We start from the raw sequence: 25,284 nt of genomic DNA on the forward strand, positions 1-25,284 counted from the left end.
CCCGCGCAGTGCGCCGCTAGCCGCCGAAGGTGCTGTCGGAGATCTTGGCCGGGTTGTCCGGACCGCAGTCCGGGGCGACCGTTAAGAGGCGGAACTCGCCGAGTGCGCCGGCCGGCAGGACCATCAGCTGGGCCGGCTTGCCGTCGAGCGTGATCTCCCGCGCGCCGAGCGGTTTTCCGCTGGTCACGCCGTTGGCCTGCAGACAACCGAGGAGCTGCTGCGGATCGCTGAGCGAGCCGAGGTACTGGTTGCTGTTGAGCGCATCGGCGAACTGCTGGCCGTTGAGGCTGACCTGGCCGCCCTGCAGCGCCAGCGGTGGTTTCGCGCTCGGTGCCGGGCTCGGCGGTTGCTGGGCCTGCGGCGTCGAGCTCTGGGTGTTGGCGGGCAGCACCGAGAACACGACGGCAGCCGCCGCCGCGGCGACGCCGACCATCCCGGCACCGAGGGTGAAGCGCCGGCGGCGGCGCTGCTTCGCAGCCGCGAAGTCGATCACCTGACCGCCCTGCTCGGCGGCCGGAACCGCCGGTTGCTGCTGCTCGGCCCAGGCCCGGACCTCGTTCTCGAGCGCTGCGTCGATGCGAGCCGAAACATCGTCCGGGATCGTCAGCGGCGGCAGCTCTGCGAGTTCCGCGCTGGTGGCGTCCAACGCCGCCAGGATCTCCCTTGCCTCCGGGTCGTCCTGGACCTGGCTGCGGAGCTCCTCAGCCGTCTGCTCGTCCAGCACTCCCGCGTGGAGATCGGCTAGCAGGTCCAGAGACCACGGTGGCCCCTGCGGCGCCCCCGTGCGCCGGTGTTCGCCACTCATCGTCCCTCCCGTCGACGCATGGCCATCGCGTCATCTGGGACGTTCGCATCTGCACTTGGGTTCCGCAGGTGTCCCAGAAGTTTGGCGAGCTTGGCCCGTCCCCGTGCGCAACGGCTCTTCACGGTGCCGTCGGCAATGCCCAAGATCGACGCCGTTTCGGCCACCGAGTAGCCCTCGACGTCCACCAGCACGATCGCCGACCGCTGGTCTTCGGGGAGTTCGGCCAGCGCGTCCTGGACCGCCATCTTGGTGTCCTGCTCGGCGATGGCGTCTCGGGGCACGGCCGGCTCGGCGGGACCGGTGTCCGGCAGTGGCACGGTCGGGCGGGCCTGCCTGCGCCGGATGCGGTCCAGGCAGGCGTTCACCACGATCCGGTGCAGCCAGGTGGTCACCTGGGATTCGGCGCGGAACGACGAGGCGTTTCGGAAGGCCGAGATCATCGCGTCCTGAAGCGCGTCGGCGGCGTCTTCGTGGTCGCGCATGGTGCGCAGCGCAACAGCCCACAGCCGATCCCGATGTCGGCGGAAGAGCTCGGAGAACGCGTGCGGATCTCCGTTGGTATGCGCCGCGATGAGGTCGGCGTCCGATCTCACGGGGACAGACACGAGTCAGCACTTTACTGATCGTGAGTTCGAACAGGGACACAACCTGTCATCGGGTGGTTTTGCGCAGCGGTGCGCCAGGTGGCACCTCAGACGCCGCCTGGCAGCGGAATCCCGTCCGGTGCACGGTGACGGGCTGTCCTCGCCGGACGACACCTGAGAACCCGCGGGCGGCGGCGAGCTGCGAGGGCGGGGCAAGCGCCTTCGCAGCTTCGGTCAGCGGGCCCGGCCTGGTCAGGCCGCGCTGCCGGACACCTTCACCTCGTTGATCCGGGCGCCGAACCCGCCGCCGCTGGACGGCAGCTGGGTGATCAGGACCAGGATCTCCTGCGACGCCGAGTCGGGGCTGAGCTTGATCGTGGTCGCCCCCGCGGTCAGCACGCCCTGGCCGATCACCTTGGTGTCGCCCAGGTTCTGCGTGCCGTTGACCTGCCGGACCTCCACCTTCGCCCCCGCGCTCGGCGAGTCGACGACGAGCTCCTGCAGCACCGACGGGTGGGCGAGCGTGAGCACCGCGCCGGTGCCGTTGCTGATGCCGCCCGGGCCCAGCTGCTGGCGATAGTCCGCCGTCGCCCAGTAGGTGCCCGGGTCGCCGTCGAACAGGTACGGGATCCGGCCCGGGGTGTCCGGGGTGCCGTTGGTGTTGTACGACTCCGCGCCGGTGATCTGCACCGGGGTGGCCTGCGCCGGCGGGGGCTGCTCCTGGCCGCCCGGGTGGTTGCCGGTCTCACCGATGACCTGTCCGGTGCCGCTGTCGCGGCCGGACTCGGTGAACACGCCGATCAGCGAGGTCGCGATCCAGGCGACGACCAGCAGGGTGGCCACCGCCAGCACGCCGACGCTGACCATCAGCTTCTTGCGCTTGGCCTCGTCCGGCTTGGGATCCTCCCGGCGCCAGACTTCGTTGCTCTCACTGCTCGAAGCACCTTGACCGCTGGTGCTCGGCGTTTCGTAGGTGGCGTGCTGCTCCAGCACGCGGAGCACCGCAGCGCCGGTGCGGACACCGCCGGTGGTACCGGTGGCGTCCGGGTTGCCCAGCGCGCGCACCGCCACGGTGGACAGCTCCAGCGGAACGGTCGGCCGCAGCGTGCGCGGGGCGACGATGGTGCCGTCCGGCCCCGTCGGTGCGGTGGGCAGTCCTTCCGGCGCGTCACCGAGCGCCCACCGGCCGGTGAGCAGCAGGTACAGCGCGGCGCCCAGGCCGCGCACGTCGTCGCTGGAGGTGGCCTTGGCCATCGGGCCGGGGAAGGCCATCCGGATCTCGCCGTCCGGCGTCACCCGGATCCGCTGCGGGTGGTCGGCGCCGAGCACCAGCCCGGCGTGGTGCGCCGCCTCGACCGCGGCGGCCAGCGGCTGCAGCAGCCGGGCCGCGGTGCCGGGCGGCAGCGGGCCTTCGGCGACCAGGTCGAGCAGATCGGTGCCGTGCGTCCACTCGGCGATCACGATGCCGAGGACGCCCTCCGGATCGTTCGAGGACTGGGTGACGACGTCGAGCACTCGGGCCACGCCGATGTGGTTGAAGGTGCTCGCGTGCATCGCGCGTTCCAAGGTGCGCCGCGCGTTGGAAGCCGCCTCGGCCTCCGAGCGGTCGCCGACGAGGATCGTCAGTGCGACATCACGGCCCAGCACGCCGTCCTTGGCGCGCCAGAGCTGGGCGTTGCAGCGATCGTCCACGCCGACCTGGGAAAGGAGCCGGTATCGGCCGTGGTCCAACACCCGGCCAGGGGTCAGCGCCTGCTCGGCCGAACCCTCGTCGCCGGAATCGTCGCGGTCCGCAGCGATCTGCTCGGTGGGTTTGCTGGTCACCTTCCCTCTCCCGCTCCTCCCGGTCCGCAAGGGGATGCGTACCACCCCTCTTCCCCGCACAGGAGGAGACTTCGACACCGAGGGTACGTGACGCGAAAGTCAGCGACGACGCAGCAAACCGGTGAGCCGTCCGATGGCGGGCTGCAGTTCGGCCACTCGCAGGATCGACATCAGCCCGAAGATCGCCGCGAAACCGACCGCGCAGCCCACCAGCAGCTGCAGCCAGCCGGTGCCCAGACCCGGCGGCCCGGGGATCAGCGCGTCGACGCCGAGCGTGCTCGCCCAGCACAGCAGGCCACCCGCGACCGACGCCACCAACGTCTTCGCCAGCGTCTTGGTGAACCGGCGGCTGCCCAGCGCGCCGAGCCGGTGCCGCAGCCAGATCTCGCCGATCAGCCAACCGACGACGTAGGTGAACGAGTTCACGAAGGTAAGGCCGAACACGATCTGGTCGGGCTCCAGCACCAGCGGCAGCGCGACGGCCATCAGCACCTTGGCCGCGGTCATCAAGGTCACGATCAGCGTCGGGGTGCGCGCGTCGTTCAGGGCGTTGAACGTGCGCATCTGCATCATCGTCAACGCGTAGGGCAGGACGCCGAAGGCCGACACGGCCAGCGCCAGCCCGAGCGTGGTGGCCTGGCCGGACATGTCGGACTTCACCGCGAACAGCGCCAGCGACAGCGGCACGCCGAGCGCGGTCATCACCGCGCTGACCGGCAGCAGGGTCACGGTGGACAGCCGGTTGCCCAGCGACAGGTCGTCGATGACCCGCTGGTAGTCGCCGTCCGCGGCGGCGGCGCTCATCCGCGGCAGGATCGCGGTCATGATCGAGAAGCCGATCACGCCGTACGGCAGCTGCAGCAGCATCCACACGTAGCTGTAGGTCGACCAGGCGCCCTTGGCGTTGTCGGTGGCCACCCGGCTCAGCGCGATCAGACCGACCTGGCTGACCGCGACGTAGGCGAGCATCCACAGCGCGAGGCCGCCGAACTCCGAGAGCCTGCGGTCCCAGCCCCAGCGCCAGCGCATCCGGAACCCGGTGCGGCGCAAGGCGGGCAGCTGCACCAGCGCCTGGCAGAACACGCCGAGGGTGACGCCGATGCCGAGCACGAGCAGCTGCGGGTCGGTCATCGAGACCGGGTCCTCCGAGATCGCTCCCGGCATCAGCGCGAGCACGCTGATGGTGGCGATCACGACGAGGTTGTTCACCACCGGAGCCCAGGCCGGTGGGCTGAAGATCTGCTTGGACTGCAGGACCGCGCCGACCAGCGCGCTGAGCCCGTAGAAGAAGATCTGCGGCAGCAGCAGGTAGGAGAAGGCGGTGACCAGCGCCCGGTTCGAGGCTTCGGAGTCCGAGACCAGCGCCATCGTCAGCAGCGGAGCGGCGACCATCGCCAGCAGCGTGCCCACGGCGAGCACCACGGCGGCCAGCGTCATCAGCTGCTGCACGAACCGCTCGCCGCCGTCGGCGTCTCCCTTGCGGGCGCGCACCAGCACCGGCACCACGACGCTGGTCAGCACGCCGCCGATGAGCAGCTCGAAGAGCATGTTCGGCAGCGTGTTGGCCACGTTGAACGAGTCGTTGACGACGCCGAAGCCGACCACGCCCGCCAGCATCAGCTTCCACAGGAAGCCGGTGATCCGGCTGATCAGGGTGGCGATGGCCATCGAACCGCTGGCCTTGAGCAGCGACGGCTTGCCCTTGCCCGGCGAGACCGGGCGGATCACCTGGGTCTGCTCGGCGGCCTGCTCGGCCGCCTGGTCCATGCCGGGTTCCGGCGGGACCGCGGGGATCGGCTGGGTCTCGGCGACGTGCCACCCGCCGTGGACGGGCGGTGGTCCCGGGCGCGGGGCGGTGGCCGGTCGCCGGATCGGCTCGGTGGGGCGCGTCCCGGGGTGCGGTGCGCGACCGCTCATCCGCCCGGCATCCCTGTCTCGGTTCACTGCCTCAATCCTTCGCCCGCGCGGGAGTTGCCCGCCCGATCCTGTCGATTACGCGGTGCGCCGCCCCGAAAGTGTGATGGCACGGCGTTCCGCCCAGGATCTCAGCCCGGGTTTCGATCACCTTCAGTGGTGGCGACCTGCGCGGTTTCCGGTGTGTCCGGGGTCTCCCCGGACTGCTCCGCCGCGCGCCGCCGCTGCCTGGCGCGCAGGCGCTTGAAGATCCGGCGCGCGGACATGAGCACCAGCAGCGCCGCCGCGCTCAGGGTGATGATCAGGATGAGCGGTCCGTAGTTGCCGGACTTGTAGGTCAGCCGCTTCGTCTCACCGAACTGGGTGCCGGCCTGGGTGCTCACCTTGACGTCGAGGGTGAAGGTCCCGGCGCGCTGCGCCGTGGTCTGCAACCAGAACACCCGCCGCGACTTGGCCGGGACGGTGCCGAACCCGCCGAAGTCGGTCTGCACCTGCACGCCCGGCACCTGCGGGATGTGGAACACCACGCCCACCGTGATCGGCAGGTCGTTGACCACGGTCAGCGGCGTCGGGCTGTCCGGCGAGGCGCCCACCAGCTGGGTCGAGGACTCCTCGATGCGGACCATGCCGAAGATCTCCTCGACGGTCCCCGTGGCCAGCCGCACCCAGTGCTCGGCGGCGCCCGGGTTCCCGCGCCACGCGCTGGACGCGGCGTGCAGCAGCCCGTTGACCAGCGGCGTGGTGATCCGGCCGCGCTCCACGTCGGAGGCCGGGTCCCGCTCCGAGGACCGGTACAGGTCGCCGACCTTGAAGTTCTGCTCGGCCAGCTGCTTCAACACCGGCTGCGGGATCTCCGCCGAACCGGCTTCCACCGGGTAGCTGAGGTCGGCCTCGGGCAGCGTCGCCGGGTCGAGCTCGGGCAGCGAGCGGGGGCGGATCAGACCGGCTTCGGTGAGGTGCCGCATGCCGTCGAGCAGTTCGCGAAAGTCGTCGCCGCGGAGGTTCCAGCGGCGCGGCGGCGCCAGCACCGAGGTGGCGTCGCCGACGGAGCCCTGGGTCGCCCGGAAGGTGAGCGCGCCGAGCGCGTTCTGCGCCGACTCCAGCTGCGCGACCGGCGGCGAGAGATCGGTGGTCTTCCTCTCGGTGTCGCGCAGCGGGTCGAGCGCGCTGGTCATCAGCGGGTCGATCGGGATGGCGGTCATGTCGCGGCCGCGGATGCGCACCGGGTCCAGCGAGCCGGCCGGGATGTTCAACGACTGCGGCTCCAGCAGCGCGGTGCCGGGCAGGTCGCCGCTCGCCGGATCGGCCAGCGCTCCTTCGACCGGCCACAGCACGCTGCGCGGTTCGACACCCAGCACGTTCTTGTCCTTGAGCAGGTCGGCGCCGTCCAGCGCGATGTCTACCAGGTCGGGCAGCCCGGCGCGGGCGAGCGCCGCCACGTCGGCGTCGGCGTAGGGCAGCGCGATCACGCACCGGCCCGAGGTGACCTCCCGCAGCTTGCTCATCCAGAGGTTCGCGGCACCGGTGCCGATCCCGTCGGCGAGTCTGCCGTCGGGCTGTTGCACCTGGTACGGCGTCTGCATCGCGCGGACCGTGATCAGCAGGTCCGGGTCGATGGCGAAGCACAGCGCGCTGCCCATCGGCGAGCCCGCGGGCGCGCTGTCGGCCACCGCCTGCAGCAGGTCGTGCAGCCGTCCGCCGGGCGCCAGCGAAGTGGACAGCGTGTCGTCGACCAGCACCGGGCGCATGCCGGGCAGCGGCTCGCGCACCAGCCGCGGGTAGTCGACGAGCGGCACCAGCATGCTGACCTCGGTGGGGTGCGCGGGCGGCGGCGCCGGACTGCCCGGGGTGCTGAGCACCGGCAGCAGGAAGCGGGATTCGGCGATCCGCGCCCGGCCGCCCACCGCGGGCACGCCGTTGACGTTGACCAGCAGCGGGTAGACGCCGGGCTGGGTGAGCTGCAGCGAGTTCGGGCCGGTCAGCGGGATGCGCAGCTCGATGTCGATCCGCTGGCCGGGAGCCAGGCCGTCCGCGACCGAGGTGAACGCGGGTTCGGTGACCGTCGGGGTGGCGCTGCGCATGGCGCGCTGCACGGCGGGTTCGTTGGTGGCCGGGTTGCCGCGCTGGACGCGGGCCTCGATGCCGTTGATCGGGGTGTCGCCGGTGTTGGTCAACCGGCCGGAGATGACCACCTCGCCGGGGCCGCCGTCCGCGACCACCGACGGGGTGACTTTCGTCACGTCAAGATGGGCGGGGCTGTCGCCCTGCGCCGCGGCCGGCGGCGCCAAGGCCACCGGGAGACCTGCGAAAACCAGCACCGCGACCATCGCGGCCAGCAGAAACCTCAACCCGGCTCCGTCCCGCTACCTCGCACCGGACGGGCCCCGAGCCGATCGCCCGCCCCGTCCGCACCGTCGCCGCGCATGCTCAGCGCGCGGCGCACCAGCCGACGCTCGTCGGCGTAGGCCAGCACCTCGTCCAGTTCACCAAGCGGCACCCACGCCACCTCGGTGACCTCCACGTCCTCGTCGGAAAGCTCACCGCCCACCGCATCCAGCAGGAAGTGGTGCACGGTCTTGTGTATGCGCCGGTTGCCCGCGACGAACCAGTAGTCGATGGTGCCGATCGGGTTCACGACGCGACCGATGATCCCGGTCTCCTCGGCGACCTCGCGCACCGCGGTCTGCTCCGGGGTCTCACCGGCCTCGATGTGCCCCTTCGGCAGCGACCACAGCAGTCGGCCCTTGCGGTCCAGCCTCCCGATGATCGCAGCGCGCTCTTCGCTGCCGTTGACCACCAGCCCGCCCGCGGACGTCTCGTCGACGGTCCGCAGCCTGCGCCGCCGGCGTCGGTTCCGACGCCCCGGCTGAGCACCGCCGGAGCGGCCGGGCGACGGGGGCATGCAGCCGATGGTAGTGCGTGCGTGTTTCCAGCGGCCGACTTGCGTGGCGGTGCGGGTGGCGGAATCACCGAGGTCACCTGAATGCGCCGCGGGCTTCGGCGGCGGGGCCCGTTTTGGCTGCTCATGGGCCTTGAGCGTGTTGGAGCGCCGTAGCGCGGCGAAACGCTCGCGGGCGGACATGCCGTCGCTCGGGCGTCGTGCGGCGGCCGATATCCTGGTAAATCGTGTCCTCTCCTTCGCACCACGACCCCGCTTCGTCCGCCGAGCTGCAGGCGCGCGAGCGCCAAGCGCAGCGCAACGCCGTGGTCGAGCTCGTCCGGGTCGCACCCGTCGCGGAGGAGCTCGCCGAGCGGTTCACCGCTGCCGGGCACCGGTTGTTCCTGGTCGGCGGCAGCGTGCGGGACGCGCTGCTGGGCAGGCTGGGCACCGATCTGGACTTCACCACCGAGGCCCGGCCGGAGCAGGTCCGCGAGCTGCTGAACGGCTGGGCCGAGACGATCTGGGACACCGGGATCGAGTTCGGCACCCTCGGCGCCTACCGGCACGGGACGACGGTGGAGATCACCACCTTCCGCGCCGACACCTACGACCGGGTGGGTCGCAACCCCGACGTCGCCTTCGGCGATTCCATCGACGGCGACCTGGTGCGCCGCGACTTCACCGTGAACGCGATGGCCATCGAGCTGCCGAGCCGGACGTTCGTCGACCGGCACGACGGGATGGCCGACCTGGCGGCGCGGCGGCTGGACACCCCGGCCGCCCCGGAGGACTCCTTCGCCGACGACCCGCTGCGCATGCTGCGCGCCGCCCGGTTCGTCTCCCAGCTCGGGTTCACCGCCAGCGACCGGGTGGTCCGGGCGATGACCGACATGGCCGCCGAGATCGCCCGGATCACCCCGGAGCGCGTCCAGGTCGAGCTGTCCAAGCTGCTGTGCGGCGAGTTCCCGCGGCGCGGTGTCGAACTGCTGGTGGAGACCGGGCTGGCCGATCACGTGCTGCCCGAGGTGCCCGCGATGAAGCTGGAGATCGACGAGCACCACCAGCACAAGGACGTCTACAGCCACTCGCTGACCGTGCTGGACCAGGCGATCGACCTGGAGCGCGCGGCGGACCCGGACGGCGAACCGGACCTGGTGCTGCGGCTGGCCGCGCTGCTGCACGACATCGGCAAGCCCGGCACCCGGCGCTTCGAGTCCGGCGGCGGGGTGAGCTTCCACCACCACGAGGTGGTCGGCGCGAAGATGGCCCGCAAGCGGCTGCGCGCGCTGCGCTACCCCAAGGACGTGATCAACCAGGTCGCCGACCTGGTGTTCCTGCACCTGCGGTTCCACGGTTACAGCGACGGACAGTGGACCGACTCGGCGGTGCGCCGCTACGTCAACGACGCGGGCCCGCTGCTGCCCCGGCTGCACAAGCTGGTGCGCGCCGACTGCACGACCCGCAACAAGCGCAAGGCGGCGGGCCTGCAGCGCGCCTACGACGATCTCGAGGAGCGCATCGCCCGGATCGAGGCGGCGGAGGACCTGGCGAAGGTCCGGCCGGATCTGGACGGCAACGAGATCATGCGGCTGCTCGGCGTCGAGCCCGGTCCGGTGGTCGGCAAGGCCTGGAAGCACTTGAAGGAGCTGCGCCTCGACCGCGGGCCGATGTCTCACGAGGAAGCTGTCGAGGAGCTCTACAAGTGGGCCCGCGAGCAGGGCATCGACGTTCCCTGATCGGGAATCCGCAGGTCAGAGCTTCAGTAGTAATACTGCGTGTTAACTCTCGCTGTTAGCTGTGACTGCTGAGCATTGAGTGCTGCAGATTTCGGCGGCCGGTGCGGCAATGTTCGGTCCAGGTGGGTCCGTGCACGGGCAACCAGTGAGATCATGTGCAGGTGGGATCAGACGCGGACGTGGAACCGGGGACGCTGCTCGTCGCCGCCCCACAGCTGCTCGACCGGAACTTCCGGCGGACCGTCGTGTACGTCATTCACCACCGCGCCGAGGGCACCCTGGGCGTCGTGCTGAACCGGCCGAGCGAGGTCACCGTGGGCGAGGTGCTGCCGAAGTGGGGCGAGCACGCGAGCGAGCCGCAGTCGTTGTTCGTCGGCGGCCCGGTCGAGCAGCGCACCGCGATCTGCCTGGCCGCGCTGCGCGCCGGTGAGGACACCGGGACGGTCTCCGGCATGGTCGGCGTCCGCGGCCCGGTCGGGCTGGTCGACCTCGACGGCGATCCGGCGGACCTGGTGCCGAAGGCGCGCGGGCTGCGCTTCTTCGCCGGGTACGCGGGCTGGGAGCCCGGCCAGCTGGCGGGCGAGATCGAGCGCGGCGACTGGATCGTGGTGCCCGCGCTGCCGGACGACGTGATCGCCGACCCGGGTGCCGAGCTGTGGGGCCGGGTCCTGCGCCGCCAGGGGCCGCCGCTGGCGTTCCTCGCCACCCACCCCGGAGACGTCCGCCTGAACTGAACGGGGAAAGCATGGACTTGCGAAGCGTGACGGTCGGGATGCCGGTCAGCGACCTGCGCCGCGCCGTGGAGTGGTACCAGCGCGTGTTCGACCTCGCCGAGCCGGATCTCGAACCGGCCGACGGAGTGGTGGAGTTCCGGCTCGGCTCGATCTGGCTGCAGCTCGGCGAGGAGCCGACCGCCCGCTCCGGCGCCGAGGTCGTGACCCGCTTCGACGTCGCCGACGTCGCGGCGGAGCGGGAGCGGCTGGCCGGGCTCGGCGTCGAGGTCGGAGCGCTCGAGCACGTCCCCGGCGCGGTGGACTACTTCGACTTCGCCGATCCCGACGGCAACCGGCTCAGCTTCTACACCGAGCTGCCCCAGGGCTGAGTTGTCCCCAGGTTCTGGCAGTTGTCCACAGGCCTGTGGACAACTCAGAGCCAGTGGTTGCGGCGGAGGGCCGCGTAGAGCCCGCCGCAGACGCCGACGATCACCGCGATCGCCAGCGGGTAGCCGAGCCCCCAGTGCAGCTCGGGCATGTGCTCGAAGTTCATCCCGTAGATCCCGCCGACGATGGTGGGCACCAGCGCGATGGCGCCCCACGCCGAGATCTTGCGCATGTCCTCGTTCTGCCAGAGACCGGCCCGCGAGAACTGGGCGTCCAGCACCGAGGTCAGCAGCTCGTCGCAGGACTGCAGCTCGCGGCCGGCCCGGAGCACGTGGTGGGCCACGTCCCGGAAGTGCTGGCGGAGCAGCCCCGGCTCGCCGTTGTCCGGCTGGACCAGCCGGTGCGCCACCGGCAGCAGCGGCTCCACGGCGTCGCGCGCTTCCAGGACCTCCCGCTTCAGCGCGTACAGATCCGGCGTCACGTCGTCCCGGCCGGGAGCGAACACGCGGTGCTCCAGCCCGGTGAGGTCGGAGCGGAGCTCGGCGGAGATGGACAGGTAGGCGTCGACGACGGTGTCCGCGATGAGGTAGGCCGCCGCGCGCGGCCCGGCGCCGAGCAGCTCCGGGTGGTCAGCGGCGCGGCGGTGCGCCTCGGCAGCCGGGTCCCCGGTGCCTTGCACGACGGTGACCAGCACCTTCGGGGTCAGGAACAGGGTCACCTCGCCGGTGCTGACGGCCGAGGTCGCCTCGGTGTAGCCGAGCACCTTGAGGACGACGTGCTCGCAGTTCGAGTAGTGCTCGACCCGGGCGCGCTGGTGGTCGTGCGCGGCGTTCTCGACGGCCAGCCGCGGGAGGTCCAGCACCCGGGCGGCATCGCGCAGCACGTCGAGCCTGCTCGGTGGCACCTCCAGCCACACGAAGCCGTCTTCCGGCACGTTCCGCAGGGAGTCGAGCACGTCCTCATCGGCGATCGCCGAAGAACCGCCGGCGTGGAAGCGGGTGCACCTCAGCATGATGAGCACGGTGCCACGCGGGCGGTGGCCCGGCGAGCACCGCAGCCGCCGCGCTCGACGAGACCGGCTGGCGGCCCTTCTCCCGGCGCACCGGCCAGCAACCGGTGATCGCCATCGAGAACGCGGTGATCACCGGGGGCGTCGATCTGCCCCCTGTTGGAATCCGTCCGCTGGCGGTGTCGAACTCGTCCCCGGCCTCCGGCAGGCGTGCGCTGCCGGGCCGTGTCGCGGTCAGCCGCGCGGCAGGGCGCTGCAGCAGCCACCCGCGCAGCCGCTGCAACCACCGGCCGCAGCCGGAGCGGGCATCGCCTCGGCGGCGCGGTTGCCGAGCACGCCGCCGGCGGTCATCAGGACGAACGCCCCCACCAGGCCGAACACCGAGATCATCACCACGGAGAACGTCGAGGCCAGCATCGGCAGCGACGCACCGGCCAGCACGGCCGCCGCGCCACCGGCCAGCATCGCGGGCCCCGCCGCGCGGTTGGCGACCTCGAACGCCTGGTCGCTGCTCATGGCGGCGGGAGTGCGGACACCGACGTAGCGGTTGCGGGGAAGCTGCCCCCGCAGCCCCCGGAAGCCGAGCAGCATCAGCGCCGCTCCGCCGAGGACCAAGATCGCGCAGAGGATCACCTGAACAGCGAGCACCCCACCAGAGTAGGAGAACACCGGACTTGACCTGCGTCACGGTGCGGCTACGACCACCCCGCGGCCCCCCGAACCTCCCCCACCGCGCTCCGTCCCGCCAAGAACACGCAATTTCAATTGAAATTGGCGGGCTGATTTCAATTGAAATTGCGGCAGGTACCCGCAGCCGTCGGTGTGTCGGGCGGCCGACACGCCGACGTCGGATGCGATTTCAATTGAAATTGCGCTGCGCCGGGGGTCGAGGCGCAACTTGATCGCCACCTGCCGGACACCCTGATCGGGTGTGCTGTGGCGCATGGCGAAGAAAATTGCGCTGAGCGGGGTGCTGGCCGCGGGGCTGCTGGTCGCGGCCGCGGCCCCGGCGACGGCCGGGCCCGACCGGGTCGAGCTGGTCGGCGAGACCACCCTGCCGCACGCGATGCAGTTCGACGGCACCACCGTCGGCGGGCTCTCCGGGATCGACTACAACCCGCAGACCGGGGAATGGGTGCTGATCAGCGACGATCGCTCCGACAAGCAGCCGGCGCGGATCTACACCGGCCGCTTCGAGGCCGGCGAGTTCCGGCTGACCGGCACGAACCCGCTGCTGCGCCCGGACGGCACCACCTACCCGCAGGGCACCGTGGATCCCGAGGACGTGCGCTGGGACCCGTGGACCGGCGAGATCTGGTGGACCAGCGAGGGCGAGCGCGCCCAGCAGCTGATCGACCCGACGGTCCGCCGCGCGAAGGCGGACGGCTCCTTCGCCGGTGACCTGCCGATCGCCGACAACCTGCGGATGCGGCCGGAGACCGGCCCGAAGCAGAACGAGGTGCTGGAGGGGCTGACGCTGGCGCAGGGCGGCTCCCTGGTGGTCAGCGCCATGGAAGGCCCGCTCATCGAAGACGGCGAGTCGCCGACCGCCGAGCACGGCGCGCTGTCCCGGATCACCGTGCAGACCCGCCACGGCCGCGTCCTCGGACAGTACGCCTACCCGCTGGACCCGGTGTTCGCCGAGTCGCCGACCGGCGGTTTCGCCAACAACGGCGTGACCGCGATCCTGGCCGACCGGGGAGGCGACCACCTGGTGCTGGAGCGCTCGTTCGTCACCGGCGTCGGCAACTCGGTCCGCCTCTACCGGGTCAACCCGCGCAGCGCCACCGACGTGCGCGACGTCGACTCGCTGGCCGGCGCCGACGTCCGCCCGCTGCGCAAGGAGCTGGTGGCCGACCTGGGCGACTTCGACCTGAGCACGGTGGACAACGTGGAGGGCATGACCTGGGGCCCGTGGCTGCCGGACGGCCGCCGCAGCCTGGTCCTGGTCAGCGACGACAACTTCTCCCCCACCCAGACCACCCAGCTGATCACCCTCGCCCTCCGGTGAGCTGACGGGCAAACCGCTTGGCGTCTTCGGCTACCCTGGGTGCATGTGCGCCGCGAGGCTGCTTCTTGCGAGGCCGCGTTGACCGTCCGTTAGGCGACGTCAGCGCGGCGACCCCTCATGCCCGGCAGGGCCTGGGGGGTTTTCCATTTTCCGCAGGCGGCACACTAGGAGCGCACGACTCGCGCGTTCGAGGGCGATAGGCAGGGAAGGACACAAACCGATGAGTGGCCAGGCAGAGACCTCGACCGAAGAGGTTCCGCAGCACCGCTACACCGCGGAGACGGCGGTCGAGATCGAGCAGCGGTGGCAGCAGCGGTGGGAGGAGCGCGGCACCTTCCACGCGCCCAACCCCGCCGGGGCGCTCAAGGGTGACGTGCCCGAGGACAAGCTGTTCATCCAGGACATGTTCCCCTACCCCTCGGGCGCCGGGCTGCACGTCGGGCACCCGCTGGGCTTCATCGGCACCGACGTCTACGCCCGCTTCCACCGGATGCTGGGCCACAACGTGCTGCACACCATGGGCTTCGACTCCTTCGGCCTGCCCGCCGAGCAGTACGCGGTGCAGACCGGCACCCACCCGCGGACCACCACCGAGCAGAACATCGAGCGCTACCTGGGCCAGATCCGCCGCCTGGGCCTGGGCCACGACGAGCGCCGCCGGATCGCCACCACCGACATCGAGTTCTACCGCTGGACGCAGTGGATCTTCCTGCAGATCTTCAACGCCTGGTACGACACCGAGGCGGGCCGGGCGCGGCCGATCGGCGAGCTGGAGGAGCAGTTCGCCAACGGCGAGCGCGCGACCCCGGACGGCCGCCCGTGGGCCGAGCTGACCCGCGCCGAGCAGCGCGAGATCATCGACTCGCACCGGCTGGCCTACGTCTCCGAGGCGCCGGTCAACTGGGCGCCGGGCCTGGGCACCGTGGTGGCCAACGAGGAGGTCACCGCCGACGGCCTGACCGAGCGCGGCAACTTCCCGGTGTTCCGCCGCAACCTGAAGCAGTGGATGATGCGGATCACCGCCTACGCCGACCGCCTGGTCGACGACCTGGACCGGCTGGACTGGTCGGAGCAGGTCAAGACCATGCAGCGGAACTGGATCGGCCGCTCGCAGGGCGCGAACGTGGTGTTCCCGCTGGACGGCTCGGCGCAGCGCGTCGAGGTCTTCACCACCCGCCCGGACACGCTGTTCGGCGTGACCTACCTGGTGCTGGCCCCGGAGCACCCGCTGGTCGACGAGCTGACCGCGGCGGCGTGGCCGGAGGGCGCGGACGACCGCTGGACCGGTGGCGCGGCCACCCCGGCGGAGGCCGTCGCGCAGTACCGGCGCGCCGCGTCGATGAAGTCCGACCTGGACCGCCAGGAGAACCGGGAGAAGACCGGCGTCTTCACCGGGGCCTGGGCCACCAACCCGGTCAACGGCGAGCAGATCCCGGTGTTCATCGCCGACTACGTGCTGATGGGCTACGGCACCGGCGCGATCATGGCGGTGCCCGGCGAGGACACCCGCGACCACGAGTTCGCCGAGGTCTTCGGGCTGCCGATCATCCGCACCGTGCAGCCGCCCGCCGACTTCGACGGCGGCGCCTACACCGGCTCCGGCCCGCGGATCAACTCCGCCAACCCGGAGATCGGGCTGGACCTCAACGGCCTGGACCTGGACGACGCCAAGAAGGCGATCATCAGCTGGCTGGAGGAGCACGGCCACGGCCGCGGCACCGTGCAGTACAAGCTGCGCGACTGGCTGTTCGCCCGGCAGCGCTACTGGGGCGAGCCGTTCCCGATCGTCTACGGCGAGGACGGCCTGCCGCAGGCGCTGCCCGAGGACCAGCTGCCGGTGGTGCTGCCGGAGGTCGAGGACTACTCGCCGCGCACCTTCGACCCGGAGGACGCCGACAGCCGCCCGGAGCCGCCGCTGGCCAAGGCCACCGAGTGGGCGAACCTGGAGCTGGACCTGGGCGACGGGCTCAAGCACTACCACCGGGACACCAACGTGATGCCGCAGTGGGCCGGTTCCTGCTGGTACCAGCTGCGCTACATCGACCCGGACAACTCCGAGCGGTTCGTCGACCCGGCCAACGAGCAGTACTGGATGGGCAAGCGGCCCGAGCTGCACGGCCCGCGCGACCCGGGCGGCGTCGACCTGTACATCGGCGGCATGGAGCACGCGGTCCTGCACCTGCTGTACTCGCGGTTCTGGCAGAAGGTGCTGTTCGACCTGGGGCACCTGTCGGCGGAGGAGCCGTACCGGCGGCTGTTCAACCAGGGCTACATCCAGGCCTACGCCTACACCGACTCGCGCGGCGTCTACGTCCCGGCGGAGGAGGTGGAGGAGCGCGACGGCAAGTACTTCTACCAGGGCCAGGAGGTCCGGCGGGAGTACGGGAAGATGGGCAAGAGCCTGAAGAACTCCGTCTCCCCGGACGAGATGGTCGACAGCTACGGCGCGGACACGCTGCGGCTGTACGAGATGGCGATGGGACCGCTGGACTCCTCGCGGCCGTGGGCGACCAAGGACGTCGTCGGTTCGCACCGGTTCCTGCAGCGGTTGTGGCGCAACGTCGTCGACGAGAACACCGGTGAGCTGCGGGTGACCGACGAGGAACCGGACGTCGAGGTGGTGCGCGCGCTGCACAAGACCATCGCCGGGGTCCGCGAGGACTACGCCGAGCTGCGGTTCAACACCGCGGTGGCGAAGCTGATCGAGTTCAACAACCGGATCACCAAGACCTACTCGGCCGCGGCGGGCACGCCGCGCTCGGTGGTGGAACCGCTGGTGCTGATGGTCGCGCCGCTGACGCCGCACCTGGCCGAGGAGCTGTGGTCCCGGCTGGGGCACGCGGAGAGCCTGGCGCACGGGCCGTTCCCGGTGGCCGACGAGCAGTACCTGGTCGAGGACACCGCGGAGTACCCGATCCAGGTCAACGGCAAGGTCCGCTCCCGCGTCGTGGTGCCGGCATCGGCGGACCAGGACGCGGTGAAGGCCGCGGCGCTGGCCGACGAGAAGATCGTCGCGGCTTTGGACGGCAAGGAACCGCGCAAGGTCATCGTGGTCCCGGGCCGCCTGGTCAACGTCGTCGCTTGAGTTCCGCCCGTGAGCGGTTTGGGGCGCTGTGGCACCCCAAACCGCTCACGGCCTTCGTGCCGCTGACGTCAGGCGCGCGCCGCGGTGTCGATGACGACGCAGGCGATGTTGTCGGGAGCTCCCGCGTCGTGAACCTGCTGCGCGAAGCTGTCGACCGCTTCCTGCGGGTCGGCGGCTGAGCCGAGGACGTCGTGCACGGCCTGTTCGCCCAGCACCGCGTGCAGACCGTCCGAGCAGAGCAGGTACCGGTCTCCGGCACGCGCTTCGCGCAGGTGCAGGTCCGGTTCCACCGCGCCGCCGCGGACCAGCGCGCGCAGCAGCTGGGCGCGCTTCGGGTGGGCCGCCGCTTCCTCCGGGGTCAGCCTGCCCTCGTCCACCAGCGACTGCACGAAGGTGTGGTCGTGGGTGATCTGCGTCAGCTCGCTCCCGCGCAGCAGGTACGCGCGCGAGTCGCCCACGTGCGCCAGGGCGAAGCTCGTCCCCGACCACAGCATGGCCGTCAGCGTGGTGCCCGCGTGATCCTGCGCGACATCGTCGACGGCCCGCTGCGCTTCGCCCGTCGTGCCGCCCAGCACGCTCAGCAGGTCATCGCCGGGCTCTTCGGCGTCGAGCGGTTCGAGCGCGGCGAGCGCTGCTCGTCCCGCGCCCTGGTCGCCGAATCCGTCGGCTACCGCGAACAGCCGCGTGCCCGCGAGCACCGCGTCCTCGTTGCTCCGCCGCACCAACCCGCGGTCTGTGCGGGCGGCGTGGCGCAGTTCCAGCTCCGGCATCCTGGTCATCTCAGCGTCCTTTCTGGACAGTTCCTCGACGAGGGCGGCGGCCAGTTCGCCGCGAGCCGCGGTTTCGGCCTCGATCTGGCGCCAGTACGAGGAGATCTCCGCGGCCGCGGCCAGCGGTGGCAGGTCGAGCACCACCCGGATCCTGGCCAGCGGCATGCCGAGCGCGCGCAGCCGCGCGACCAGCTGCGCCGTCGCCAGCTGGGCCGGGACGTAGGTCCGGTAGCCCGTGCGCGGGTCGACGTGCGCCGGTGGCAGCAGCGCGAGCTCGTCGTAGAGCCGCAGCGCCTTGGGCGTCAGGCCCGACGCGTGCGCGAAATCGCCGATGCTCAGTTCGTCCACGATTCCCTCCTCGTGCCGGGTCCGCCGCCCGGTGGCCGGACTCTGCAGCTTTCCCCAAGGTGAAGGTCAAACGCGGTCGGCGAGGTAGCTCACATGGCGGGGTTACTCGTCGGTAACTACGCTTGGAGCAGTCGGTACCGACGAGTGGAGGCCGCGATGGCATTCGACGCAGGCGAGCTCACGACGCTGCTGGACGGGCGCTGGGCGCACGTCCGCGACCAGGTCCGGGAGGCGCTGGAGGGCATCGACCTGGCGCCCGCCGACGACCTCGACACCGAGAGCCACCGCGCGCACACCCTCGAACAGCTGCGCCAGCTGGCCAAGACCGGCGTCCCGGCCCTCGGGTTCCCGACCGCGCACGGCGGCAGCGGCGACACCGGCGGTTCGGTGGTGTCCCTGGAGATGCTGCCCGGCAACCTGTCGCTGATGGTCAAGTCCGGCGTCCAGTGGGGACTGTTCGGCGGGGCGGTCGTCGCGCTGGGCACCGAGCGCCACCACGAGCGCTACCTGCGCGACATCATCAGCCTGGAGCTGCCGGGCTGCTTCGCGATGACCGAGACCGGCCACGGCTCGGACGTGCAGAACCTGCGCACCACCGCCACCTACGACCCGGAAGCGCAGGAGTTCGTGGTGCACACGCCGCACGAGGCGGCGCGCAAGGAGTACATCGGCAACGCCGCCCGCGACGGCCGCATGGCGGTGGTCTTCGCGCAGCTGATCACCGGCGGCGAGAGCCACGGCGTGCACGCGCTGCTGGTGCCGATCCGCGACCAGGACGGCAATCCGCTGCCCGGCGTGGAGATCACCGACTGCGGGCGCAAGGCCGGGCTCAACGGCGTGGACAACGGCCGGATCGTCTTCGACCAGGTCCGCGTGCCGCGCGAGGCGCTGCTCAACCGCTACGGCGACGTGGCCCCGGACGGCACCTACAGCAGCCCGATCGCCAGCAAGGGCAAGCGTTTCTTCACCATGCTCGGCACCCTCATCCGCGGCCGGGTCTCGGTGGCGGGCACCGCGGGCAGCGCCGCCAAGCTCGCGCTGGAGATCGCGCTGCGCTACGGCGACGCGCGCCGCCAGTTCGGCCGTCCCGGCACCGAGGACGAGGTCGTGGTGCTGGACTACCTGGCGCACCAGCGGAAACTGCTGCCCGCGCTGGCCAAGTCCTTCGCCCTGCACTTCGCGCAGGAGGAGCTGGTGTCGAGCCTGCACGAGGGCTCGGACGACGAGCGGGCGCAGCGCGAGCTGGAATCCCGCGCGGCCGGGCTGAAGGCGATCACCACCTGGCACGCCACCAGCACCATCCAGACCTGCCGCGAGGCCTGCGGCGGTGCCGGCTACCTGGCGGAGAACCAGCTGGCGCAGCTGAAGGCCGACACCGACGTCTTCACCACCTTCGAGGGCGACAACACGGTGCTGCTGCAGCTGGTCGCCAAGGGGCTGCTGACCAACTACAAGGACCAGTTCGACGACCTCGGCACGCTCGGCATGGCCAAGTTCCTGGCCGACCAGTTCGTCGGCTCGGTGATCGAGCGGACCGCGACGCGCTCGCTGGTGCAGCGGATCATCGATGCCTCGGGCAAGGACGACATCCTCGACCGCGGCTGGCAGCTCAAGATGTTCGACGACCGCGAGCGCCACGTCCTCGACGGCCTCGGCCGCCGCCTGCGGAAGTCCAACCGCAGCAACGCCTTCGAGGTGTTCAACAGCGCGCAGGACCACGTGCTGCGCGCGGGCCGGGTGCACGTGGATCGACTGGTGCTGGAGGCGTTCGTCGCGGCGATCGAGCGCTGCCGCGACCGGAAGACCGCGGCACTGCTGAACAAGGTGTGCGACCTCTACGTGCTCTCCACCATCGAGGAGGACCGGGGCTGGTTCCTCGAGCACGAGCGCATCTCGCCGCGCCGCTCGAAGGCGATCACCGAGGCGGTCAACGACCTGTGCGCCCAGCTCCGCCCGCACGCGGTCGACCTGGTCACCGCGTTCAACCTCCCGCGCCAGTGGCTCACCGCCCCGATCGCCACCGGAGCGGAAGCCGACCGCCAGCAGGCCCAGCAAGCCCACGACCGAACCCTCCGCTCGTAAGGCCCGGGCTCGGGGCGGTGCGATTTCAATGGAAATCAGACGTCTGATTTCCATTGAAATCGCCTAGATCCCGACACTCCGTCGGCGCGTCGGGCGCCCGACACGCCGACCAGGTGTGCAACTTCAATTGAAATCTCGGGTGTGATTTCCATTGAAATTGCCGGAGTCTTCCCGCCGGTTGCGCTGGGTGGGGTGTCGGTGGTCGGGGATCAGGTCTGGAGCAGGGCGTTGAGCTCGCGGAAGTCCAGGGCGTCCGCGATCGATTCGTAGCCGCCGGTGGTCAGGACTTCGCGGATTCCCCGCTGTGCCACGGCGTACGCGGCTTGGGCCAGCGCGGCGCCGATGCTGATGCGGGACGCACCGGCCGCGGCCAGCTCCGCGACCGCCGGAGCTCCCGGCCCGGCCAGCACGTTGAGCGGCCGGTCGATGGCGGCCGAGAGTTCGCCGATCACACCGAGGTTCGTGGTGCCCGGCACGAAGATCCCGTCGGCACCGGCCTCGACGTAGGCGGCCGCCCGATCGATCGCATCGCGCAGCCGCTCCGCCGGGTCGTCGTGCACCGGCCGCAGGAACGGATCGGTCCGGGCGTTGACGTACAACGGGATTCCCGCCGCGTCCGCCGCGGAGCGGGCGGCGGCGATGCGGGCGACCTGCTCGTCGACCGGCCGCAGCGCCGGGCCGGTGCTGTCCTCGATGTTGACGCCGATCGCGCCCGCGTTCAGCACCAGCCGGACGGTTTCGGCGACACCGTCCGGGGTGTCGGCGAAACCGCTCTCGATGTCTGCGGTGACGGGGAGTTCCACCGCTGCGGCGACGCGCGCGATGAGGTCGATGGCGAGCTGCCGGTCGAGCTGGTCGCCGTCGGGCGCACCGAGGCTCCAGGCGACGCCCGCGCTGGTGGTGGCGACGGCTGCCGCCCCGGCGTCGGCGACCAGCCGCGCGCTGGCCACGTCCCAGGCGTTGGCGAGGACCAGCGGGGTTTCCGCGCGGTGCAGGGCGTGGAACCGCTCCGCCTTGTCGTGCTGGGAGATCGTCATGATCACAGTCAAGCAGGCCCGGCTCCCGCCGGCTCGCGTATTTCCGACGCGTTCAACTCCTCCGGTCGGATGAAGATGGATCGACGTGGAACCGATCCGGCTCGCGTGCGTCACACCTGGGACGAGCCGATGCCGAGATGGTTGCGAGGCACGATGAAACCCCTGCTCCGGAAGGTCACCACCGCCGCGTTGAGCGCCGCGCTCCTGCTGAGCACCGCCGCGGTGTCCACAGCGGCGGCGGAAGGCGTTGTCAGCCCGAGCATCGAGTGCGCGTCCGCGGCCAGCGGTCAGGGCCCGTTCTACCCCGGCCCGTCGGCTTCGCACGTCTACGACAAGGCTTTCGGCAAGGGGCCTGCGGTGCCGGAGCTGGGCAGTTCGACGCCGCAGGGCCTGGCGACCTGGACCGGCTGGGACGGCGCGGGCAAGGACCTGCTGCTGGTCACCTCCTACGGGAAGTCCGGCCAGGACGCGCTGATCATCGGCATCGACCCGAAGACCGGCGCGCACGTCGGCACGGTCGCCATCGCCGAATCGCACGTCGGCGGCATCGCGGTCAGCAACGGCTGGGCCTTCGTGCAGGGCCGCCCGTCCGGGAGCACGCCGACCATCCGCAAGTACAAGCTCACCGAGCTGCGGGACGCGATGAAGAAGAGCGGCACCCCGTACCTCAAGCAGACCGGCGAGGCCCAGAAGGTCACCGCGGCGTCGTTCCTGACCTCCGACGGCGGAACGCTCTACGCGGGCAAGTTCAACGAGACCGGCCGCGGCACCATGCAGTCGTACAAGGTCGGCGACGACGGCTCGCTGACCGAGCAGAAGACCTACGAGGTCCCGATGAAGACCCAGGGCCTGATGGTCACCGAGGACCACTTCGTCTACAGCACTTCCTACGGCCGCACCAACCGCAGCAACCTCTACGTGGTCGACAAGGGCGCGACCGACATCGACATCCCGTCGACCAAGTGCTATCGCGCGCCGAGCATGACGGAGGGCATCGCGCGGTACGGCGACCAGGCCTTCCTGCTGTTCGAGTCGGGCTCGTACAAGTACCCCGACGCCCGCAACGTCATCAAGAACCTGCACAAGGGCACGGTCTCGGCGGTGACGAACCCCTGACGGAAGCGGCGGCCCGAGCACCCCACGGGCCGCCGTTCTCCTTTCCCATCAGGCTCGCAGCCGGACCACCTCCGGGTGCGAGCCGAACAGGCTCACCGGCCGCCGGTCGAGCAGCGCGAGCCCGGCTGTTCCCGCGCCGCCCAGGTCGGGTTCCGGCAGCAGCAGGACCGCGCGGCCACCCGGCCGCAGGACCCGGCGCAGCTCCCGCCAGAACCGCGCGGGCTCGCGTGCGAGCACCCCGGCAGGCGGGATCTGGCGGTCCCACGGCGGATTGCTCACCACCAGATCCACCGATCCCGTCGCCACCGGCAGCCGGCCGGCGTCGGCCACCGCCCAGCGCCCGGTGGTGCTTCTGCCGTTGACGGCCGCGGCGGCCACCGCCCGCGGGTCCCGGTCGCAGCCGATGACCGACAGCGAAGGCCTGCTCAGGGCGGCTTCGATCGGGATCGTGCCGGTTCCGCAGCACGGATCGAGCAATCGCGCGCCGTCGAACGGCTCGGCCAGCCGGACCAGAGCGCTCGCCAGCGGCGGGTGCAGGCTGCCGGGACGCGAGATCTGCCGGTACTCCCGCCGGTGCGCCGGGCGGGCGCCGATCCGCAGGGCCAGCACGGCTCGGTCGTCGACGACCGTCACCCGCCAGGAACATCCGCCTTCCGGCGGTGCGACACCGCCTCGCCTGCTCCGGTACGGCACGCCCAACGCGGCACCGAGCGGAACGCCGACGGCGTCCTCCAGGTCGTACCGGTTGTAGTTGCGCCGTCCGACGAACGACGCCGTGACGTCCACGTGCGCCGACCGCGCCGGCCCGCCGAAGCGCTTCCGCAGGGCCAGCATCCGGTGTCCGGGAACCTTCGCGGCGGCTTCCGCCAGCAGCCGAAGGTCGGCCCGGCGCCTGCCGACACCGGTCAGCTCCGCTGCCACGAGCAGCACGTCGTCCGCGCAGCGCAGCTCCGCCACCTCCGGAACCGGCTCGGCGCAGTCGAAGAACACCTCGCGGTGCCCGATCCGCCGAACCCGCCCGAAGGCCCGGACTTCCGCGGCCACCAGGGTTTCCACACCTCGCACCGATCGCGCCACCAGGCGCGCGGCCGTCACAGCGCGACGGCGATGCCAGGACGTGGTTCAGCTCCGGCGCGCGACGGCGCCGGTGCGGAGGAGATCATCCGTTTTCTCCCACGTCGCGACCCGGGACGGCGGACCAGCCGTCCCGCATCGCCGGCGAGGGGATGTCCGCAACCCGCCAGCGGTCGCGTCAGAATCGGAAGAAGAACTTCATGGCGGACATGCTAGGCGCGCGTTCGCAGCGGCTCGACCGATTTTTCCGGCGGAGCCGACCGTTCGCCCGGGGCCGCGATGTCCGCCGTGTGCTTGGATGTTCCTCGTGAGCCGAGCGTCCGAGCAGACGAACAGATTGATGCTTCGCGCTCGCGATGCGATGGACCGCGCATACGCCGAACCGCTGGACGTGCCCGCGCTCGCGCAGATCGCGCACGTCTCGCCGGGGTACTTCAACCGCAGGTTCCGCGCCGTGTTCGGGGAAACACCGCACCGCTACCTCCAGCGGCGGCGGGTGGAGCGCGCCATGTGGCTGCTGCGGGAGGACCCGCGCAGCATCACCGAGATCTGCTTCGCGGTCGGTTTCTCCAGTCTCGGCACGTTCAGCCGAACCTTCCACGACATCGTCGGCGTCTCGCCGACCGACTACCGCGAGCGCAACCGCGGCGGCGCGACCGGCGTCCCGACCTGCTTCACCAAGAGCTGGACGCGACCGGTCAGTTCTGGATAAGCACTCCCGCGGTGCGGCCGCATAGCGTTGTGACCATGTTCAACGCAGTGACCCTCTCCCAGATCTACGTGCTCGACCAGGCCGAGGCGTACGACTTCTACGTGGGCAAGCTCGGCCTGGAGGTCGGCAGCGACCAGGACCTCGGCTTCATGCGCTGGCTCACCGTCCACGCGCCCGGCGACCCCGGACGGCAGATCCTGCTGGAGCGGCCCGGCCCGCCCGCCATGTCCGAAGAGCTCGCCGAGCAGGTGCGCGACCTGATCACGAAGGGCGTCATGGGCGGTTGGCTCGGGTTGACCACCGACGACTGCCAGAAGACCTACGAAACCCTGCTGGCCAAGGGAGTCGAGTTCACCGACGAGCCCACGGAGCGCCCGTACGGCATCGACTGCGGCCTCCGCGATCCCTTCGGCAACCGGATCCGCTTCACCCAGCCGAAGCAGTGACCAGTCCCGCGATCGGCCCGGCCCGGGCCGATCGCGGGGCCGGGTACGACCTGGTCGGCAGGTTCACATCACCGCCGCTGACTGCGCGTTGACGGCGCGCCGGACGGCCTCCCCGAGCGGAGTGCTCCGGCTGATCCGCTTCAGCTGAGCGCGTTCGGGTGCGGTGAGCGGCAGGGACTGGTGCAAGCCGGTGCTGTGCACCAGCGCCGCGAGGGAGATCAGGCGGGCATCGGGCGCCACTTCCTGGCGGGCGAAGGAGCGCACCCCGTGCAGCACCGCGTTCCAGACCGCCGGGTTCGGGTACCAGCAGTCGTGCGGGACGAGTCCGAGCAGGCGCTTCTCCCCGCGCCGCAGGTGGTCCCGTTGCTCGAGGACGGCCCGGTGCGCGGCGAACGCGGAATTCCAGCCGCCCGACAACGGGTTCCGGGCCTGCAGGTACTTCAGCACGGACAGCGGCTTGCGCTTCGTGGTCGCGTGCTGGTGGAGCAGCGCGAGCCCACCGTCGAACGAGGGCGATCCGGTCGGTGCGGGATCGAGCACCCGGATCTTCCCGCCGACGAAGTCGATGCGCTGCCAGAGGAGGAAGTCCGCCAGCTCAGCCGCTCCCGCGTGGTCGGCCGCCCTGACCCGACCGCCGGTGGGCTTGTGCGTCAGTAGCACGAACTGCTCGGACAGCGAAAGATCCATGCCGCCATCTCTACCGCAGCAGGAGAGCGCACCGGGCGGGATCGCCCGCACTCACGAAGTTCG

The 25,284-nt window shown here is 71.1% G+C and carries 22 protein-coding genes; 9 read left to right on the forward strand and 13 right to left on the reverse strand.

Annotation, left to right across the window (positions count from 1 at the left end; translation table 11 throughout):
- Window positions 1-16: 16 nt before the first annotated feature.
- The 6 genes from C4T78_RS22475 to C4T78_RS22500 form a co-directional block, all read right to left on the reverse strand.
- Complete coding sequence (locus C4T78_RS22475) at window positions 17-805, reverse strand: anti-sigma factor family protein (protein ID WP_177247530.1); 789 nt, start codon at window positions 803-805, stop codon at window positions 17-19.
- Window positions 802-1,410, reverse strand: a complete 609-nt coding sequence (gene sigM, locus C4T78_RS22480) for an RNA polymerase sigma factor SigM (protein ID WP_093150732.1) — start codon at window positions 1,408-1,410, stop codon at window positions 802-804. Before sigM ends, C4T78_RS22475 begins: the two co-directional genes overlap by 4 nt.
- Window positions 1,411-1,641: 231 nt before the next feature.
- Entirely contained in the window at window positions 1,642-3,213 is a 1,572-nt protein-coding gene (locus C4T78_RS22485; RefSeq protein ID WP_093350803.1) for a protein kinase family protein, read from the reverse strand.
- Window positions 3,214-3,312: 99 nt separating this feature from the next.
- The gene (gene murJ / locus C4T78_RS22490; protein WP_235863444.1) at window positions 3,313-5,157 is read right to left on the reverse strand and encodes a murein biosynthesis integral membrane protein MurJ; all 1,845 of its coding nucleotides are present in this window, start codon (window positions 5,155-5,157) and stop codon (window positions 3,313-3,315) included.
- Between the two features lie 101 nt (window positions 5,158-5,258).
- Window positions 5,259-7,475: a DUF6049 family protein gene (locus C4T78_RS22495; protein ID WP_177247529.1), complete on the reverse strand. Its 2,217-nt coding sequence runs from the start codon at window positions 7,473-7,475 to the stop codon at window positions 5,259-5,261.
- The gene (locus C4T78_RS22500; RefSeq protein WP_093350795.1) at window positions 7,472-8,029 is read right to left on the reverse strand and encodes an NUDIX hydrolase; all 558 of its coding nucleotides are present in this window, start codon (window positions 8,027-8,029) and stop codon (window positions 7,472-7,474) included. The genes C4T78_RS22495 and C4T78_RS22500 overlap by 4 nt, the downstream gene beginning before the upstream one ends.
- Before the next feature lie 224 nt (window positions 8,030-8,253).
- On the opposite strand from C4T78_RS22500, the gene C4T78_RS22505 reads away from it, so the two are divergent.
- The 3 genes from C4T78_RS22505 (at window position 8,254) to C4T78_RS22515 (ending at window position 10,846) form a co-directional block, all read left to right on the forward strand.
- The gene (locus tag C4T78_RS22505; RefSeq protein WP_093350793.1) at window positions 8,254-9,744 is read left to right on the forward strand and encodes a CCA tRNA nucleotidyltransferase; all 1,491 of its coding nucleotides are present in this window, start codon (window positions 8,254-8,256) and stop codon (window positions 9,742-9,744) included.
- A gap of 161 nt (window positions 9,745-9,905) precedes the next feature.
- Window positions 9,906-10,478: a YqgE/AlgH family protein gene (locus tag C4T78_RS22510; protein ID WP_093351175.1), complete on the forward strand. Its 573-nt coding sequence runs from the start codon at window positions 9,906-9,908 to the stop codon at window positions 10,476-10,478.
- Between the two features lie 11 nt (window positions 10,479-10,489).
- On the forward strand, window positions 10,490-10,846 hold the full coding sequence (locus tag C4T78_RS22515; RefSeq protein WP_093350791.1) for a VOC family protein: 357 nt from the start codon (window positions 10,490-10,492) through the stop codon (window positions 10,844-10,846).
- A 44-nt stretch (window positions 10,847-10,890) separates the two neighbouring features.
- Here the strand turns inward: C4T78_RS22515 and C4T78_RS22520 are convergent, their stop codons facing one another.
- The 3 genes from C4T78_RS22520 to C4T78_RS36145 form a co-directional block, all read right to left on the reverse strand.
- A complete protein-coding gene (locus tag C4T78_RS22520; RefSeq protein WP_143185788.1) occupies window positions 10,891-11,856 on the reverse strand; it encodes a magnesium and cobalt transport protein CorA in 966 nt (321 codons plus the stop codon).
- A 231-nt stretch (window positions 11,857-12,087) separates the two neighbouring features.
- The gene (locus tag C4T78_RS22525; RefSeq protein WP_093350786.1) at window positions 12,088-12,501 is read right to left on the reverse strand and encodes an SdpI family protein; all 414 of its coding nucleotides are present in this window, start codon (window positions 12,499-12,501) and stop codon (window positions 12,088-12,090) included.
- A gap of 36 nt (window positions 12,502-12,537) precedes the next feature.
- Window positions 12,538-12,762, reverse strand: a complete 225-nt coding sequence (locus tag C4T78_RS36145; RefSeq protein WP_143185787.1) for a hypothetical protein — start codon at window positions 12,760-12,762, stop codon at window positions 12,538-12,540.
- A 34-nt stretch (window positions 12,763-12,796) separates the two neighbouring features.
- Between C4T78_RS36145 and C4T78_RS22530 the strand changes: the two genes are divergently transcribed.
- Complete coding sequence (locus C4T78_RS22530) at window positions 12,797-13,864, forward strand: esterase-like activity of phytase family protein (protein ID WP_093351173.1); 1,068 nt, start codon at window positions 12,797-12,799, stop codon at window positions 13,862-13,864.
- 220 nt (window positions 13,865-14,084) lie between these two features.
- Complete coding sequence (gene leuS / locus C4T78_RS22535; RefSeq protein ID WP_093350783.1) at window positions 14,085-16,949, forward strand: leucine--tRNA ligase; 2,865 nt, start codon at window positions 14,085-14,087, stop codon at window positions 16,947-16,949.
- A 68-nt stretch (window positions 16,950-17,017) separates the two neighbouring features.
- On the opposite strand, the gene C4T78_RS22540 is transcribed toward leuS, so the two are convergent.
- Window positions 17,018-18,067 (reverse strand): MerR family transcriptional regulator, encoded by a 1,050-nt coding sequence (locus tag C4T78_RS22540; protein ID WP_093350781.1) that lies wholly within the window; start codon window positions 18,065-18,067, stop codon window positions 17,018-17,020.
- 156 nt (window positions 18,068-18,223) lie between these two features.
- On the opposite strand from C4T78_RS22540, the gene C4T78_RS22545 reads away from it, so the two are divergent.
- Window positions 18,224-20,149 carry an acyl-CoA dehydrogenase family protein gene (locus tag C4T78_RS22545; protein ID WP_093350778.1) on the forward strand — a complete coding sequence of 642 codons (1,926 nt, stop codon included), beginning with the start codon at window positions 18,224-18,226 and terminating at the stop codon, window positions 20,147-20,149.
- Between the two features lie 209 nt (window positions 20,150-20,358).
- On the opposite strand, the gene C4T78_RS22550 is transcribed toward C4T78_RS22545, so the two are convergent.
- Window positions 20,359-21,186: an isocitrate lyase/PEP mutase family protein gene (locus C4T78_RS22550; RefSeq protein ID WP_093351170.1), complete on the reverse strand. Its 828-nt coding sequence runs from the start codon at window positions 21,184-21,186 to the stop codon at window positions 20,359-20,361.
- 153 nt (window positions 21,187-21,339) lie between these two features.
- On the opposite strand from C4T78_RS22550, the gene C4T78_RS22555 reads away from it, so the two are divergent.
- The gene (locus tag C4T78_RS22555) at window positions 21,340-22,302 is read left to right on the forward strand and encodes a hypothetical protein (protein WP_093350775.1); all 963 of its coding nucleotides are present in this window, start codon (window positions 21,340-21,342) and stop codon (window positions 22,300-22,302) included.
- A gap of 48 nt (window positions 22,303-22,350) precedes the next feature.
- Here C4T78_RS22555 and C4T78_RS22560 read toward each other — a convergent pair whose 3' ends face one another.
- On the reverse strand, window positions 22,351-23,397 hold the full coding sequence (locus C4T78_RS22560) for a methyltransferase domain-containing protein (RefSeq protein WP_093350773.1): 1,047 nt from the start codon (window positions 23,395-23,397) through the stop codon (window positions 22,351-22,353).
- Window positions 23,398-23,716: 319 nt separating this feature from the next.
- On the opposite strand from C4T78_RS22560, the gene C4T78_RS22565 reads away from it, so the two are divergent.
- Both C4T78_RS22565 and C4T78_RS22570 read left to right on the forward strand, forming a co-directional pair.
- Window positions 23,717-24,088: a helix-turn-helix domain-containing protein gene (locus C4T78_RS22565; protein WP_235863442.1), complete on the forward strand. Its 372-nt coding sequence runs from the start codon at window positions 23,717-23,719 to the stop codon at window positions 24,086-24,088.
- Window positions 24,089-24,123: 35 nt separating this feature from the next.
- Complete coding sequence (locus tag C4T78_RS22570) at window positions 24,124-24,534, forward strand: VOC family protein (RefSeq protein ID WP_093351168.1); 411 nt, start codon at window positions 24,124-24,126, stop codon at window positions 24,532-24,534.
- 63 nt (window positions 24,535-24,597) lie between these two features.
- Here the strand turns inward: C4T78_RS22570 and C4T78_RS22575 are convergent, their stop codons facing one another.
- Window positions 24,598-25,221, reverse strand: coding sequence for a GOLPH3/VPS74 family protein (locus C4T78_RS22575; RefSeq protein ID WP_093350768.1), 624 nt, complete (start codon window positions 25,219-25,221; stop codon window positions 24,598-24,600).
- Window positions 25,222-25,284 lie beyond the last annotated feature (63 nt).

This window comes from Saccharopolyspora kobensis, assembly GCF_900108315.1.
Lineage (GTDB): Bacteria > Actinomycetota > Actinomycetes > Mycobacteriales > Pseudonocardiaceae > Saccharopolyspora > Saccharopolyspora kobensis.